This is a genomic window from Arthrobacter luteolus NBRC 107841, from assembly GCF_001552075.1.
GTDB classification, from domain to species: domain Bacteria; phylum Actinomycetota; class Actinomycetes; order Actinomycetales; family Micrococcaceae; genus Arthrobacter_B; species Arthrobacter_B luteolus.
The window spans coordinates 48299-64060 of sequence record NZ_BCQM01000003.1 but is presented as its reverse complement, the minus strand read 5'-3'; the positions used below and the strand labels follow the sequence as shown (position 1 = coordinate 64060).

Genomic DNA, 15762 nt, shown 5'->3' with positions numbered 1-15762 from the left:
GTCCTTACATCAGTTCTTTGGTGCCGAAACGCCGCACGTACAGGATCACCAGGAACAGGATCGCCAGCATGAGGAGGAAGGACAGGGCGGAGGCGCCCGGGTAGTCCACCACCCGGAAGAAACGGGAGTCGATGACCTGGCCGATCATGGTGGTGTTCTGGTTGTTGCCCAGCAGCGCCGCGTTCACGTAGTCGCCCGTGGCCGGGATAAAGGTCAGCAGGGTCCCGGCCATTACGCCGGGCAGGGAAAGCGGAAAGGTGACCTTGCGGAAAGTGGTGAAGCCGTTCGCGTACAGATCCCCGCCGGCCTCGATCAGCCGGGTATCCAGCCGTTCCAGGTTGGCGTAGATCGGCAGCGTCATAAACGGCAGGAAGTTGTAGGTCAGGCCGCAGATCACGGCGAACGCCGTGGCGGTGAGACGCCCGTCCTCCGGCAGCAGGGCCAGCGACCGGAGCACCGACACCACCGGCCCCTCATCCGCCAGGATCTGCTTCCAGGCCTGCGTGCGCAGGATGAAGCTGGTGAAGAAGGGGGCGATGATCAGCACCAGCAGGATGCCCTTGAGCAGCTTCCGCTCCCGCAGCCGGACAGCCACCAGGTAGGCCATCGGGTAACCGATGATCAGGGCGGCCACGGTGGCAATCAGCGCGAACCCGAAGGATCGCAGCAGCGCCGGCCAGTAGTCCCGCAGGACCACCAGGTAGTTGCCGAACTCCAGCGCCGGAACAAACTGCCCGACGTCGGCGCCCTCCGGCTTGACGTAGAGCGAGGTCGCCAGCAGCGAAACCACCGGCAGTGCGAAGAACAGGAGCAGGAAAATGAAACCCGGAAGGATCAGCAGGTAACCGACCCGTCCGCGCCGTTTACTCGCTTCCTCCTCGGCGGCACTGGGACCGGTGGCTTTCCCCGCGGTCAGCAGCGCCATCAGAGGCCGTCCTCTCCGGCTCCGGCCTCCCGGTCCTCGCTTCCGCTGAGCCCGAAGGCGTGCGTGGGATCCCAGGCCAGGCGGACCCGGTCCCCGTCAGCGAACAGGGCACCGCCGTGGTTCTGCGCAAAAACGCCAACCGTGCCGATCCCCTCTGCCTCGACCAGGTACTCCGTGCTGGCTCCGGTGAAGGAAGCATCCAGGACCACGCCCCGGATGGAGTCCTGCGCCGAGGTGGCCAGATCCGCTTCCATCCGCAGTTTCTCCGGCCGGATCCCTACCAGGATCCGGCCGCTGTGGTCCGTGGCCCGGTCCTTCAGCAGGGTCAGGGCATTGCCCGCCACATCCAGCTGGAGGAACTCACCGGCTTCTCCGGTCACCGTGGCCGGCATGAGGTTGGACTTGCCCAGGAAGTTCGCGACAAATGCTGTTCGCGGAAGGTCGTACAGTTCCTGCGGCGGGCCCATCTGCTCAACCTGGCCGTGGTTCATCACAGCCACGGTGTCGGCCATGGTCATGGCCTCTTCCTGGTCGTGGGTGACATGGACGAAGGTCAGGCCGACCTCGGTCTGGATCTTCTTCAGTTCCACCTGCATCTGGCGGCGCAGTTTCATGTCCAGGGCGCCGAGCGGTTCGTCCAGGAGCAGGACCGCCGGCTGGTTCACGACGGCGCGGGCCAGGGCGACCCGCTGCTGCTGCCCGCCGGAAAGCTGGGCCGGACGCCGCGTTGCCAGGTGGCTCAGCTCCACCAGTTCAAGGGCAGCCTTGGCCTGGGCATCGGCGTCGCGGACCTTGCGCCGCTTGAGCCCGAAGGCCACATTGTCCAGCACGCTCATGTGTGGGAAGAGCGCGTAGTTCTGGAAGACAGTATTGACCGGCCGCTGGTACGAACTGGTGCCCGTAATGTCCTTGCCGCCGAGGCTGATGCTGCCGGCGGTGGGCTGTTCCAGCCCGGCGACCATACGCAGCGTCGTCGTTTTTCCGCAGCCGGAGGGGCCCAGCAGGGCGAAGAAGGAACCTGAGGGGATCACCAGGTCCAGGTTGTCGACGGCGGTGAAGTCGCTGAAGCGTTTGGTGATTCCGGACAGGACCAGGTCCGCGCCGCTGCCCTTGTCCGCCGCCCCGGATTCCCGGGAGAGTTCTGTGGTGCTCATCGCCGTTAGTTTCCGATCGCGGTCTGGAAGCGGCCGCTGTAGTCAGTCTCTTCATCGGCGGTCAGCGTGCGCACGACATGGGCGTTGGCGAGGAAGTCGTCCGTGGGGAAGATCAGCGGGTTCTCGACCAGTTCCGGATCGATGGCCTCCATGGCCTCCCGTGCGCCTTCCACGGGGCAGATGAAGTTGACGTAGGCAGCCACCGTGGCTGCGTTGACCGGGTCAAAGTAGTAGTCCATGAGCTTTTCGGCGTTGGCCTTGTGCGTGGCGCCGATCGGCACCAGCAGGTTATCGGACCAGAGGGTTCCGCCGGCGTCGGGGATGGCAAACTCCCATTTGTCGCCTTCTTCGAAATTCAGCTGGGTAATATCGCCGGACCAGCCGATGACGGCCAGGGCATCACCGGAAATGAGGTCCTCCTTATAGGAGTTGCCCTTCACCTGGCGGATTTGTCCGTCCGAGATCTGCTTGGAGAGGACGTCCAGGGCGTTATCGAATTCCTCGTCTCCCCAGTCGCCGGTGATGTCCACTCCGTTCTCCAGCATCAGCAGGCCCATGGTGTCCCGCATTTCGTCCAGGACCTCCACCCTGCCCTTGAGCTCCGGAGCCCAGAGGTCGGAAACGCTCTTCAGTCCCTTGGGGAAGGCCTCTTTGTTCCAGGCGATTCCGGCGAAACCGGACTGCCAGGTCAGGGAGTGTTTGCGGCCCGGATCGAAGTCCACGTTCTGCAGGGTGGCGAGCAGGTTCTTGGAGTTGGGGATGTTCGCCAGGTCCAGTTCCTGCGTGTAGCCGAGGCGGATCAGGCGGGCCGCCATCCAGTCCGTGAGGGTCACGATGTCCTGGCCGATGTCCTGGCCGGCCGCAAGCTGGCCCTGGACCTTGCCGAAGTAGGTATCGTTGCCGTCCACATCCTCGGAATAGCTGGCCTTGATGCCGCTGGCCGCCGAAAAGGCTTCCAGCGAGGGGTACTTCTGCGTGGAGTCGTCGTAGTCCAGGTACAGCGTCCAGTTGGCCCAGCTCACGGTCTTCTCGGAATCGGAGACGTCCGCAGCCGGGCTGGGCTTCGACGACGAATCGCCCGTTCCTCCCCCGGTCCCGCAGGCGGCCAGCATGCCTGCGACAGAAAGTCCTCCCGCCCCCATCAGCAGCCTGCGGCGGGACAGCTGGGAGTTGATGATGCTCCTGAGCATTGGATCTGTCACGGGACGCTTAGACATAGGGGCTCCTTGCTGGCACAACTTCACTGCGGACGGGTGTTGATGATCGATAGTGCCAGACGGAATTCCGCGCCTACAAGCTTTTCGTTGTAAAAGTTTTGTTACACCACGGTTTCCTAAAAATATCCTCACTGAAGCCACGTTTTCAGTTCCGAAAAGCCTTGATTTCGAACGAAATAAAAGATTGAATTGCAACCACTCGCACGCCGCGAGCTCGTGAATCCGCACCTGGAGGTGAAGAACGCCATGGAATCCGCAGCCGGAAGCCATTCTGTCGACGACATCTCCAAGTCGATCATCGAGCAGCTGCAGGAAGACGGACGCCGGTCCTATGCCGCGATCGGGAAGGCAGTGGGCCTCTCCGAAGCCGCGGTTCGGCAGCGGGTCCAGAAACTGACAGACAGCGGCGTGATGCAGATTGTGGCCGTGACGGATCCCCTGCAGCTGGGTTTCCCACGGCAGGCGATGCTGGGCATCAAGGTCCACGGAGATGTTCTGGTGGTGGCCGACCTGGTGTCAGCCATTGACCAGGTGGACTATTGCGTCGTCACGGCCGGCTCGTTCGATCTGCTGGCCGAAGTCGTGTGCGAAAACGACCAGGATCTGCTGCTGCTGGTAAACCGGTTCCGCAGCATTCCCGGCGTTTCCAGCACTGAAACCTTTATGTACCTCTCCCTGCGGAAGCAGGCCTACAACTGGGGCACCAGATGACCGATACAACAGTCCAGCCATCCTCCCTCTCGCCGTCGACCACACCCCGTGGAACGGACCGCCAGCAGGCGGCCCGCGACCACCTGTGGATGCACATGGCCCGCCATTCGGGGCCGGTATCCGGCGGCAACGTTCCCATCATCACCCGTGGCAAGGGCCACCTGATCTACGACGACCGGGGCCACGAACTGATTGACGGCCTGGCCGGACTGTTCACCGTGCAGGTGGGCCACGGCCGGGAAGAACTGGCCGAGGCAGCCGCCCGGCAGTCCCGCGAACTGAGCTTTATGCCCCTGTGGTCCTACGCCCATCCCCCGGCCATCGACCTGGCCGAACGCCTCGCAGCCGGAGCGCCCGGTGACCTGAACCGGGTCTTCTTCACCACCGGCGGCGGTGACGCCGTCGAGTCCGCGTGGAAACTGGCCAAGCAGTTCTTCAAGCTCACGGGCAAGCCCACCAAGCACAAAGTGATCTCCCGTGCGGTCGCCTACCACGGCACTCCGCAGGGTGCCCTTTCCATCACGGGCATTCCGGATATGAAAGCCCCGTTCGAGCCGCTGGTTCCCGGAGCGTTCCGGGTGCCGAACACCAATCAGTACCGGGCCCCCGCCGGCCTGGAGGACCCGGAGGCCTTCGGCCGCTGGGCTGCGGACCGGATCGGTGAGGCCATCGAGTTCGAGGGTCCGGACACCGTGGCGGCCGTTTTCCTGGAGCCGGTGCAGAACTCCGGCGGCTGCTTCCCGCCGCCCCCGGGCTACTTCAAACGGGTCCGGGAAATCTGCGACCAGTACGACGTCCTGCTGGTCTCCGATGAGACCATCTGCGCCTTCGGCCGGATTGGTTCGATGTTCGCCTCGACCGACTTTGATTACGTGCCGGACATCATCACCTGTGCCAAGGGCATCACCAGCGGCTATGCCCCGCTCGGTGCCATGATCGCCTCGGACCGCCTGTTTGAGCCGTTCTCCAAGGGCGACACCACGTTCTACCACGGCTACACCTTCGGCGGGCATCCGGTCTCCGCCGCCGTCGCCATGGCCAACCTGGACCTCTTCGACAGTGAGGACCTCAACAACCGTGTGAAGACAAATGCTCCTGCCTTCCGCGCCACGCTGGAGAAGCTGAAGGATCTTCCGATCGTCGGCGATGTGCGCGGCGAGGGCTACTTCTACGGCATTGAACTGGTCAAGGACAAAACCACCAAGGAGACCTTCTCCGACGACGAGTCCGAGCGGCTGCTGCGCGGCTACATTTCCACCGCGCTCTACGACGCCGGCCTCTACTGCCGTGCCGATGACCGGGGAGACCCCGTCATCCAGCTCGCACCGCCGCTGACCATCGGCCAGCCGGAGTTCGACCAGATCGAATCGATCCTGCGTTCGGTACTCACAGAAGGCCTGAACCACCTCTGATATGGCTCTCTCCACAGCTCCCGTGAACGGCAACGTCTCCTTCTGGTTTGCCGAAACCGGCCTTCCGGATCCGCGTCCCGGCCTGGACGGGGATCTGGAAGCGGACGTCGCCGTCGTCGGTGCCGGTTACACGGGGCTGTGGAGCGCCTATTACCTGAAACAGGCCCGCCCGGACCTGTCCGTGGTGGTCCTGGAATCCCGGTTCGCCGGGTTCGGGGCATCCGGGCGAAACGGCGGCTGGCTCACCAACTCCATCACCGGCGGCCGCGGACAATACGTCAAGTCCCACGGCCGTGCCCTGGTCGGCAGGTTCCAGGAACTGCTCAATGACACCGTGAATGAGGTCATCCGGGTGGCAGCTGCGGAAGGGATCGACGCCGGCATCGCCAAGGGCGGGGAACTGAACGTTGCCCGCAACCAGGCGCAGCTCGGCCGGCTCCAGGGGTTTGCCGCCGGGGAATCCCAGTGGCCGGAGGCGGGAGCCCGGCTGCTCGACGCCGGTGAAACCGCACAGCGGCTCAACGTGTCCGGCGCACTGGGCAGCATCCACCACCCGCACTGTGCCCGGATCCATCCGGCGCGCCTGGTCCGGGGCCTGGCCCGCGCCGTCGAGGCACTTGGCGTGCCCATTTTCGAGAACACAACCGTCACCGGGATCCTGCCCGGACGCGCCGTCACCCCGCGAGGCACCGTCAGCGCGAAGTACATCCTCCGCGCCACCGAAGGGTTCACCGCCAATCTGCGGGGACACCACCGCGAATGGCTGCCGATGAACTCCTCCATGATCGCCACCGAGCCGCTGCCTGCAGCGGTGTGGGATGACATCGGCTGGAACTCCATGGACACCGTGGCAGACATGGCGCACGCGTACATGTACGCCCAGCGCACCGCCGATGGCCGGATCGCCTTGGGCGGACGCGGTGTGCCCTACCGGTTCGGCTCCCGCACCGACACCGACGGCGCCACCCAGCCGGAGACCATCACCAACCTCACCCATCTCCTCCGGGATATGTTCCCGGCAGCGGCGGAGGCCCGGATCGAGCATGCCTGGGCCGGCGTGCTGGGAGTCCCCCGCGACTGGAAGGCCACCGTTGGCCTGGATTCCGCGACCGGACTGGGCTGGGCCGGCGGCTACGTGGGCACCGGGGTCGCGGCCACGAACCTGGCCGCCCGCACCCTGCGCGACCTGATCCTGGACCCCGGCAGCGAACTGACCCGGATGCCGTGGGTCAACCGGAAGGTCCGCCGCTGGGAGCCCGAGCCGCTGCGCTGGCTTGGGGTGAAAACAATGTACGCGGCGTATTACGCGGCGGACCGGGCCGAGAACCGCGGACGGCGGACGACGTCGCCCATCGCCAAGGCAGCGGACCTCATCTCGGGCCGCTAGCTCGGACTGACGCGCTGCGAACCTTCCACCGTCACCCCGCCGCCGGCAGCGACTGCAGCTGGCGCAGCAGAAGGGCGACGTGCAGCGAGGTCCGGGACTCCGGATCGTTCAGGGACACCCCCAGCTTTGCCTCCAGCCTTTCCAGCCGGGAGTAAAGCGTGGGCCGGCTCAGGAAGCCGCTGCGGGCCAGCTCTGTTTTGTTGCCGCCGCAGTCCAGGAAGCGCTGCAGCAGCGCCAGGTCCTCCTCCGCGCCTTCCGCCAGGATTCCACGCAGCTCCGCCGCGGCGAAGGACACGGCACGGGAATCTTCGCGCAGCAGGGCCAGCAACCCGCGCAGCCGCACATCGGTGGAACGGAAATACCGTTTTCCGCTGCCGGGCATGGTTCCGGCGGTCTGCGCCACATGGGCCGCTTCATCCAGCCCGGCGGCTGCATCCGCCAGTGCGGACCGCGCCCGGCCCACTCCCGCCGTCCACCGCAGCGGTTCCGCGGCGGCAGCAGAGCGCTCAGCCAGGTCTCCGCAGAGCCGTTCCAGCACACTGTCTTCCAGCATCCGGGCCGGCAGGGCCAGCAGCACCGCCACCTGACCGGTCTGCAGGGCCGCCGCCAGGGCGGAATTGCGGGTAGAGGCGAGCACACCGTCCAGGATTTCCAGCAGGGCTCGTTCCTTGCGCTGCATCGACATCGGGTCCTTGCCGGCACCGGCGTCCAGCTGCAGGACCAGCGGCAGGTACACCGGAGAAGGCTGCAGCCCCAGCGCGGCAGCACGGGTCAGTGCCTCGCTGTCCTCCGGCCCCCGGGGCGAACGCAGCTCGTGGATCAGGCCGGCCTGGGCCTGCTGGGCCAGGCCCGCCTGGTCCCGCTCGGCAAGCCGGTTGATGGACAGAGCCTGACCGGCCCGTTCCAGGACCATCGACGCTTCCGCTGCGGCCTCCGGAGCATGCGGGGCCTGAGGCACCACCAGCCTTCCCCAGTACTGGTTGCCGAGGCCCACCGGGGTCTGCAGCCAGTTCCCGTCCCCCGCCTGGGCGGTTTCCCCGCTGCGGTGCACCGCCCGGGACCGGCGCTGCCAGTCCTGCAGGAGCTCCTGCGGCGGAACCGGGCCGGGGGCAAACGCCACCACCAGGTGGGAACTGTCCTCCAGCACCACCGGGGACCCCAGCAGCTGCCCGGCGCGGTCAACGATCTCCTGCACCCCGGCGCTCTGGAGGCTCAGCATCGTAAAGACCTCGTGGACTTCCCTGGCCTTCTCCACCTGCTCCAGCTGCCGGGCGACGATGCGCCGGTGCACCACTTCGGTGACTTCCACGAATCTGATCCGGCGGTGCAGCCGGACCACGGGCAGGTCAGTTTCCCCGGCGGCAGCGGTCAGGGCTGCAGCGTCCGCCGGACGCCCGGCGGGGATCTCCACAATGACCCCGGCAGCTCCGGCAGCCTGCAGCCCGGCCAGATAGTCCCGGGCTTCCCCGGCTGAACTTCCGAACGCCAGACCGGTGGTCAGGACCAGCTCACCGCCTTCGAGCAGGTCTGCCAGGCTGCGAAGTTCGGCCACGTGCACCCAGCGCACGGGAGCGCTCAGAAGCTCCTGTCCGGAGAGCACCTCCGGTGCTCCGGCAGCGACAACCTCCAGCTGCAGCACGTCTTCCAGGGTCAGGCTCATGCCGCGAGTCTAGGCCTCTCCCCGCGGCGGCGTCTTACACATCGTAAAGATTTCCTAGTATTTCCTGTCAGACTGCCAATGTTCCTCGGGTCACACCTTTGGGCAGGATGGAGCCAGAACCGCGACACCCCACAATCCGCATCCCAAGGAGCCCTTCGTGCAGACCACACAGCACTGGATCAACGGCGCTTTCACCGCCCCCTCGGACACCCGCCTCGCCGACGTCACCAACCCGGCCACGGGCAAGGTCACCTCCCAGGTGGCCCTGGCCTCGGCCGAAACAGTGAATGACGCCGTCGCCGCCGCCACCGCTGCCTTCCCGCTCTGGCGCGACACGTCGCTGGCCCGCCGGGTTCAGATCCTCTTTGCCTTCCGCGAACTGCTGAACGCACGCAAGCCCGAACTGGCCGCCATCATCACCGCTGAACACGGCAAGGTCCTCGACGACGCCCTCGGCGAAATCAGCCGCGGCCAGGAAGTCGTGGAGTTTGCCTGCGGCATCCCGCACCTGCTCAAGGGCGGCTACACCGAGAATGCCTCCACCAAGGTGGACGTGCACTCCCTCCGCCAGCCGGTGGGACCCGCTGCGATCATCAGCCCGTTCAACTTCCCGGCCATGGTTCCCATGTGGTTCTTCCCCGTCGCCATCGCCGCCGGAAACACCGTCGTTATCAAGCCGAGCGAGAAGGACCCCACGGCCGCCAACTGGATGGCGGAACTGTGGAAGGAAGCCGGCCTGCCGGACGGTGTGTTCAACGTGCTCCACGGTGACAAGGTGGCCGTGGACACCCTGCTGCAGCACCCGGACATCAAGTCCGTCTCCTTTGTGGGCTCGACCCCGATCGCGCAGTACGTTTACCGCGAAGGCACTGCCGCCGGCAAGCGGGTCCAGGCCCTGGGCGGCGCCAAAAACCACATGATCGTCCTGCCCGACGCCGATCTGGACCTGGCGGCCGACGCCGCCGTCAACGCCGGCTTCGGCTCGGCCGGCGAGCGCTGCATGGCCATTTCCGCCCTGGTCGCCGTCGAGCCCATCGCCGACGAGCTGGTCGCCAAGATCGCCGAACGCACCCGCACCCTGCGCATCGGTGACGGCCTGCGCGGCACGGACATGGGCCCGCTGGTGACCGCAGCCCACCGTGACAAGGTGGCAGGCTACATCGACGCCGGCGTTGCGGCCGGTGCCACCGTGGTGCTGGACGGCCGCCAGGTGGAGCCGGACGCCGAAGGTGAAGGCTTCTTCCTCGGCCCGACCCTCTTCGACAACGTCACCCCGGACATGTCCATCTACACCGACGAGATCTTTGGCCCGGTGCTCTCCGTGGTCCGCGCCGACAGCTACGACGATGCCCTGGCGCTGATCAACGCCAACCAGTACGGCAACGGCACCGCGATCTTCACCAACGACGGCGGCGCAGCCCGGCGCTTCGAGAACGAGGTGGAAGTGGGGATGGTCGGGATCAACGTGCCGATCCCGGTCCCCATGGCGTACTACTCCTTCGGCGGCTGGAAGAACTCGCTCTTCGGCGACTCGCACGCCCACGGCACCGAGGGTGTGCACTTCTTCACCCGTGGCAAAGTGGTCACCAGCCGCTGGCTCGACCCGAGCCACGGCGGCCTGAACCTCGGATTCCCCCAGAACGCCTAGGACACGAAGGAGTACCGACTATGAGCACCACCACCGAAACCACGGTTACGGAAGAGGAACTCGCCGCCGGGCGCCGGGCCTATGAGCTGGACCGCAGGCACGTTTTCCACTCCTGGTCCGCGCAGAAGCAGATCAACCCCATGACGGTCACCAAGGCCGAAGGCTCCTACGTCTGGGACGGCAGGGGCCGGAAGCTGCTGGACTTCTCCTCCCAGCTGGTCAATACCAACATCGGCCACCAGCACCCCAAGGTGGTTGCGGCTATCCAGGAGCAGGCCGGGAAGCTGTGCACCATCGCTCCGCAGTATGTGAATGACGCACGTTCAGAGGCAGCCCGGCTGGTCTCCGAGCTGACCCCGGGGAACCTGGACACGATCTTCTTCACCAACGGCGGCGCTGACGCCATTGAGCATGCCGTCCGGATGGCCCGGCTGCACACCGGGCGCTACAAGGTGCTCTCTGCCTACCGCTCGTACCACGGCGGAACCGCCCTGGCGATCAACGTCACCGGGGATCCCCGCCGCCTGGCCAACGATTACGGCAACGCCGGAACCGTGCATTTCCACGCACCGTTCCTTTACCGCACCCAGTTCCACTCCACCACCGAGGAAGAGGAATGCCAGCGGGCGCTGGAACACCTGGAGCAGCTGATCCTGCTTGAGGGCCCGGCTGCCTTTGCCGCCGTCGTCCTGGAATCCATTCCCGGTACCGCCGGGATCATGGTTCCGCCGCCCGGGTACCTGGCCGGAGTCCGCGAACTGACCCGTAAACACGGCATCGTGTTCATCGCCGACGAGGTAATGGCCGGTTTCGGGCGCTCCGGCAAGTGGTTCGCGATTGAGCATGCCGAAGGTGTTGAACCTGATCTGATCACCTTCGCCAAGGGCGTCAACTCCGGGTACGTACCGCTGGGCGGTGTGGCGATTTCCGACGAAATCGCCGCGGGGTTTGCCGACCGCGCCTATCCGGGCGGCCTGACCTACTCCGGCCACCCGCTGGCCTGCGCGGCCGCCGTGGCAACCATCGGCGCCATGCGGGACGAAGGCATGGTGGAGAACGCCGCACGGTTGGGCTCGGACGTTTTTGGTCCGGGGCTCGCGCAGCTGGCGGAGAAGCACCCCAGTGTGGGCGAGGTCCGCGGCACCGGAGCCTTCTGGGCCATCGAACTGGTGAAGAACCGCGGAACCCGCGAACCGCTGGCCCCCTACGGAGGCTCCAGCCCGGCCATGAACGAGCTGATCGCCGCCTGCAAGGAACGCGGGCTGCTGCCGTTCGCCAACTTCAACCGCATCCATGTGGTTCCGCCGCTGAACGTCACCGACGAGGAAGCCCGGACCGGTCTGGGCATCCTGGATGAGGTCCTGGACATCGCGGACGGCCACACCGAGGAGTAGCCCTTCCGTCCGGGCTGCGCACCAGCTGCGCGGATTCCCGGCGTGCCGGAGAGCGGGGAGCAGGTTCTGCTTCCCGCTCTCCGGCACGCGCCTGGCTGGATGCAGCTGACAGTGATCCGGCGGCTTCCTGCCACCTTGCGTTTCCCGGATGTAAACATTCCGGCAACTTGGTCAGCACCGTTGACAAGGTCACTTAGCTCCCGTTTTATAGGAGCAGTCTGACCGCATGAATGCCATTCATTATTTACCGATCCTTTGATTGCCATTCATTTTGTGCCGCTGGCTGCACAAATGGACCGGAAAAGGCGCTGGGCCAAACCGGAATAGACCCCAGAGTGAAATACGAGGTACCTGTGCCACACGCAGAATGGATTTTCCATTCCGGAGCAGTCTTCGACGGCCGGCGGCTGGTCCGCGGGGCCAGCTCCGTGGCGGTCTCCGGCGGCCGGATTTCCGCGGTGGGCACCGATTCGGAAATCCGGGAGCTGGGCGGCCCCGCCACCCAGACCGTCGACCTCGGCGGCCGGCTCATCTCCCCCGGTTTCACCGATGCGCATATCCACGCCGCCTACGCCGGGGTGGAGCGGCTGGGCTGCGACCTGGCGGAGCTCAGCGGTGCCCGGGCCTGCCTGGACCGGATCGCCGAATATGCCGCTCTGCCTCCCACTGCCGGGAACGACGCCGGGTGGATCACCGGAGGCGGCTGGTATAAAGGCGATTTTCCCGGCGGCTACCCGAGCCGCACCGTGCTGGACGCCGTCGTCCCTCACCGCCCCGTGTACCTGCTCAACCGCGACCACCACAGCGCCTGGGTCAATTCGCGCGCCCTTGAGCTGGCCGGTATTACCGCTTCCACCCCCGATCCCGCGGACGGACGCATAGAACGCGGCGCCGGCGGGCAGCCCAGCGGCATCCTGCACGAAGGTGCGATGGTCCTGGTGGCGCATCTCCTGCCGCCCGTGACGGACGGGCTGCTCGAAGCCGGCATCCTGGACGCGCAGGAGCACCTGTTCTCCCTGGGCGTCACCGGCTGGCAGGAAGCCATCCTGGGCAGCTACGGCGGCTACCCGGACGCCTCCGCTGCCTACCGTTCCCTGAGCAGGTCCGGAAAACTGAAGGCCCGGGCCACCGGTGCGCTGTGGGTTCCGCGGGACACGTCCGTGGCTTCGGTCCCGGAGCTGGTGGACTCCTTCCGGGACCGCCGGGCGGAGAACGCCGACGCCGGCTTCCAAACTGTCAGCGCCAAGATCATGGTCGACGGTGTGCCGGAGAACCAGACCGCGGCCATGCTGGACCCGTACCTGAAACCTTGCCCCTGCGCCGGGCCGGAGCCCACCGGCGGGCGCGGACTGCTGTATCTGTCCCCCGACGTGCTGCAGGCCGCCGCGGTGGCGCTGGACGCTGCCGGCTTCGACCTGCATCTGCATGTGATCGGCGACCGCGCGGTCCGGACCGGGCTCGATGCCATCGCCGCGGCCCGCGCCGCCCGGCCGGATTCCCCCGGCGGACATTCCGGGGCAGGAAGGCAGCAGAAGGACAACCGGCATCCGTCAGGCAACCGGCATCACATGGCGCACCTGCAGATCATCCATCCCGGCGACGTCGCCCGTTTTGCCGCACTGGACGTTACCGTAAACGCCCAGGCGCTCTGGGCCTGCAACGACGACCAGATGCGGGACCTGACCGTTCCACTGCTCGGCGCCGAACGGGCAGCCTGGCAGTATCCCTTCGCTGGACTGGAAGCCGCCGGAGCCCGGCTGGCCATGGGCTCTGACTGGCCGGTTTCCAGTCCGGATCCCTGGCAGGCCATCCATGTGGCGGTCAACCGGACCCACCCGGACCATCCCGGAGCTCCGGCACTGCAGCCGGACCAGGCGCTGACACTGCAAAGTGCGCTGGCCGCCTACACCGGCGGTTCGGCCTGGCTGAACCGGGCACCAGGCGGATCCCTGGTTTCCGGCGCTCCGGCGGACCTGGCCATCCATTCAGCCAACCCCTTCGACCTGCCCGCCCCGGAACTGGCCGCAGTTGGAGTGGATCTGGCCATGGTGGCCGGGGAACCCGTTTACCTCCGCAGCGGCGCCGTTGCTTCCCGCCTGCAAAGGACCAGCGTATGAGGCTCGTTAGCCCGGCGCCTCCTGGTCTGGAGCTTCCGGCCCGGCCAGGCCCACCCGTTATCAACCCTTCCAACCGAACGGACCCAGCTTCACATGCATAACACCTCCCCTGTCCCCGCTCCCCTGAAGCCTGCAGAGACCGGGCTTGCCGAGACCGGGGATGCCGCCGGCGCAGTTCCTGCGTCCGGCGCGGTTCTTCCCGCCGGCCTCCCTCTCCACCCGGACAGCTTTGGCCTGGTCCACGAACCGGTGGCTGCCTCCGCCACCGCGTCCGGAACACCAACCACCGGGCTGCAGGAACTTGGCCTGTTCGGCGGCGTGGAGCTGGGCGTCTGGGAGATGTCCGAGGGCGGGATGTATGACACCGAAGCCGAAGAAGTCTTCGTGGTGCTCTCCGGTACGGCAACCGTGGAGTTCCTCGATGCGGACGGGTCCGTGGCCTCAACCCATCACCTCGCTCCCCACACATTGATGCGGTTCGCCGCAGGGACCCGCACCCGCTGGACCGTCACCAGCACCCTCCGCAAGATTTACCTGACCCTGCCGTCCTAAACACCCTGCCCTCCCAGGCAGCGTTTACCTTCACCCCAGAATCCCCACGATCCACGGAGTAAGAAACCATGCAGCAGTTCACCGAAGGCCACCAGTTCATCAACGGCCGCTACCAGCAGGGCAGCGGCGAGGAGGCCAAACGCATCAACCCGGCCACCGGCGCGGTTGCCGAGATCCTGCGCTACGCGGACACCGCAGACGTTAACGACGCCGTCGCCGCCGCCAAACAGGCGTATGCAGGATGGTCCAAGCGGACCCCCGGCGAACGTGCCGAGGCGCTGCTGAAGCTGGCCGCCGAACTCGATGCCCGGGCCGGGGTGCTGGCCGAACTCGAGACCGCCCAGACCGGCAAGTCCATCCGGATGTCCACGGAATTCGATGTGCCGGGAACGGTGGACAACGCATCCTTCTTTGCGGGAGCAGCCCGGCAGCTGCACGGCCTGGCTGCAGGCGAGTACGGTGCCGGCGGAACCTCCATGGTCCGGCGGGAGCCGATCGGTGTCATCGGCTCCATCTCCCCATGGAACTACCCGCTGCAGATGGCGGGCTGGAAGATCCTCCCCGCCATCGCCGCCGGCAACACGATTGTGCTCAAGCCCTCGGAGCTGACACCCGGTACGTCCCTGATCTTCGCTGAAGCCGCGGCCGCAGCTGGTATTCCCGACGGCGTGATCAACATTGTTACCGGGTCCGGTCCCGTGGCCGGTGAGGCCCTGGTGACCCACCCGGATGTGGCCATGACCTCCTTCACCGGATCCACCGCCGTCGGCCGCCACATTATGGCCATGGCAGCCCGCACGGCGAAGCGGGTGCATCTGGAACTCGGCGGCAAGGCTCCGTTTGTGGTCTTCGACGACGCCGACCTCGAGGCCGCCGCGCACGGGGCGGTTGCCGGATCCATCATCAACGGCGGCCAGGACTGCACCGCAGCGACCCGCGCCTACATCCAGGCCCCGCTGTTCGAGGCCTTCACCGCACGGGTGGCGGAACTGATGGACGCCGTTGTGGTGGGAGATCCCACCGACCCGGACACGGACCTTGGTTCCCTGATCAGCCACGCGCACCGGGACAAGGTTGCCGGCTTTGTGAACCGTGCCCGGGAATCAGGGGCACAGATCCTGGCCGGCGGCGAGGCTCCGGGCGGGGAGCTGGCAGCCGGAGCGTTCTACCGGCCCACCCTGGTCGCCGGCGCCGCCCAGAGTTCGGAGATTGTGCAGGAGGAAATCTTCGGCCCGGTGCTGACCGCCCTGCCCTTCGGCCCGGATGCGGAAGGCATCGCCCTGGCCAATGACACCCCCTACGGCCTGGCGGCCTCCGCTTGGACCCGGGACCTCTCCCGCTCCCTGCGGGCCAGCGAAGAAATCGCGGCTGGCTGCGTCTGGGTCAACGACCACATTCCGATCGTTTCCGAAATGCCGCACGGCGGTTACAAGGCCTCCGGCTTCGGCAAGGACATGTCCATGTACTCCTTCGAGGAATACACCAACGTCAAGCACGTGATGATGAGCCGCGATGCTGCCGCCCACAAGGACTGGCAGGACACGGTCTTCCGGGCCCGGTAATTCCGGCCCTCCCCCACCCGCTG

General features: G+C 66.4%; 12 protein-coding genes. 8 read left to right on the top strand and 4 right to left on the bottom strand.

The genetic code is table 11. The annotated features are described in order from the left end of the window. Positions 1–4 precede the first annotated feature (4 nt). Genes AL3_RS07065 through AL3_RS07055 form a run of 3 tightly spaced genes read right to left on the bottom strand, consistent with a single transcriptional unit; the run spans position 5 to position 3296 of the window. Positions 5–925, bottom strand: a complete 921-nt coding sequence (locus AL3_RS07065; RefSeq protein ID WP_066298607.1) for an ABC transporter permease — start codon at positions 923–925, stop codon at positions 5–7. Further along, positions 925–2079 carry an ABC transporter ATP-binding protein gene (locus AL3_RS07060; RefSeq protein WP_066298605.1) on the bottom strand — a complete coding sequence of 385 codons (1155 nt, stop codon included), beginning with the start codon at positions 2077–2079 and terminating at the stop codon, positions 925–927. Before AL3_RS07060 ends, AL3_RS07065 begins: the two co-directional genes overlap by 1 nt. Positions 2080–2084: 5 nt before the next feature. Next, positions 2085–3296, bottom strand: coding sequence for an ABC transporter substrate-binding protein (locus AL3_RS07055; protein ID WP_066298603.1), 1212 nt, complete (start codon positions 3294–3296; stop codon positions 2085–2087). A 246-nt stretch (positions 3297–3542) separates the two neighbouring features. Between AL3_RS07055 and AL3_RS07050 the strand changes: the two genes are divergently transcribed. From AL3_RS07050 to AL3_RS07040, 3 genes are read left to right on the top strand one after another with little or no spacing between them, the layout of a single operon-like run. Then, a complete protein-coding gene (locus tag AL3_RS07050) occupies positions 3543–4007 on the top strand; it encodes an Lrp/AsnC family transcriptional regulator (protein ID WP_066299335.1) in 465 nt (154 codons plus the stop codon). Beyond that, positions 4004–5419, top strand: a complete 1416-nt coding sequence (locus AL3_RS07045) for an aspartate aminotransferase family protein (RefSeq protein WP_066298601.1) — start codon at positions 4004–4006, stop codon at positions 5417–5419. Before AL3_RS07050 ends, AL3_RS07045 begins: the two co-directional genes overlap by 4 nt. Position 5420: 1 nt before the next feature. Further along, on the top strand, positions 5421–6806 hold the full coding sequence (locus tag AL3_RS07040) for an NAD(P)/FAD-dependent oxidoreductase (protein ID WP_066298599.1): 1386 nt from the start codon (positions 5421–5423) through the stop codon (positions 6804–6806). 31 nt (positions 6807–6837) lie between these two features. Here the strand turns inward: AL3_RS07040 and AL3_RS07035 are convergent, their stop codons facing one another. Next, the gene (locus AL3_RS07035; protein WP_083521534.1) at positions 6838–8466 is read right to left on the bottom strand and encodes a PucR family transcriptional regulator; all 1629 of its coding nucleotides are present in this window, start codon (positions 8464–8466) and stop codon (positions 6838–6840) included. 157 nt (positions 8467–8623) lie between these two features. Here AL3_RS07035 and AL3_RS07030 point away from each other — a divergent pair, with 157 nt between their 5' ends. From AL3_RS07030 to AL3_RS07010, 5 genes are all read left to right on the top strand, one after another. Then, positions 8624–10114 (top strand): CoA-acylating methylmalonate-semialdehyde dehydrogenase, encoded by a 1491-nt coding sequence (locus tag AL3_RS07030; RefSeq protein WP_066298596.1) that lies wholly within the window; start codon positions 8624–8626, stop codon positions 10112–10114. 20 nt (positions 10115–10134) lie between these two features. Beyond that, positions 10135–11508, top strand: coding sequence for an aspartate aminotransferase family protein (locus AL3_RS07025; protein WP_066298594.1), 1374 nt, complete (start codon positions 10135–10137; stop codon positions 11506–11508). Between the two features lie 353 nt (positions 11509–11861). After that, the gene (locus tag AL3_RS07020; RefSeq protein WP_246168655.1) at positions 11862–13625 is read left to right on the top strand and encodes an amidohydrolase; all 1764 of its coding nucleotides are present in this window, start codon (positions 11862–11864) and stop codon (positions 13623–13625) included. A gap of 93 nt (positions 13626–13718) precedes the next feature. Then, entirely contained in the window at positions 13719–14177 is a 459-nt protein-coding gene (locus AL3_RS07015; protein ID WP_083521532.1) for a cupin domain-containing protein, read from the top strand. 68 nt (positions 14178–14245) lie between these two features. After that, positions 14246–15739, top strand: a complete 1494-nt coding sequence (locus tag AL3_RS07010; RefSeq protein ID WP_066298592.1) for a gamma-aminobutyraldehyde dehydrogenase — start codon at positions 14246–14248, stop codon at positions 15737–15739. The last annotated feature ends 23 nt before the right edge of the window (positions 15740–15762 follow it).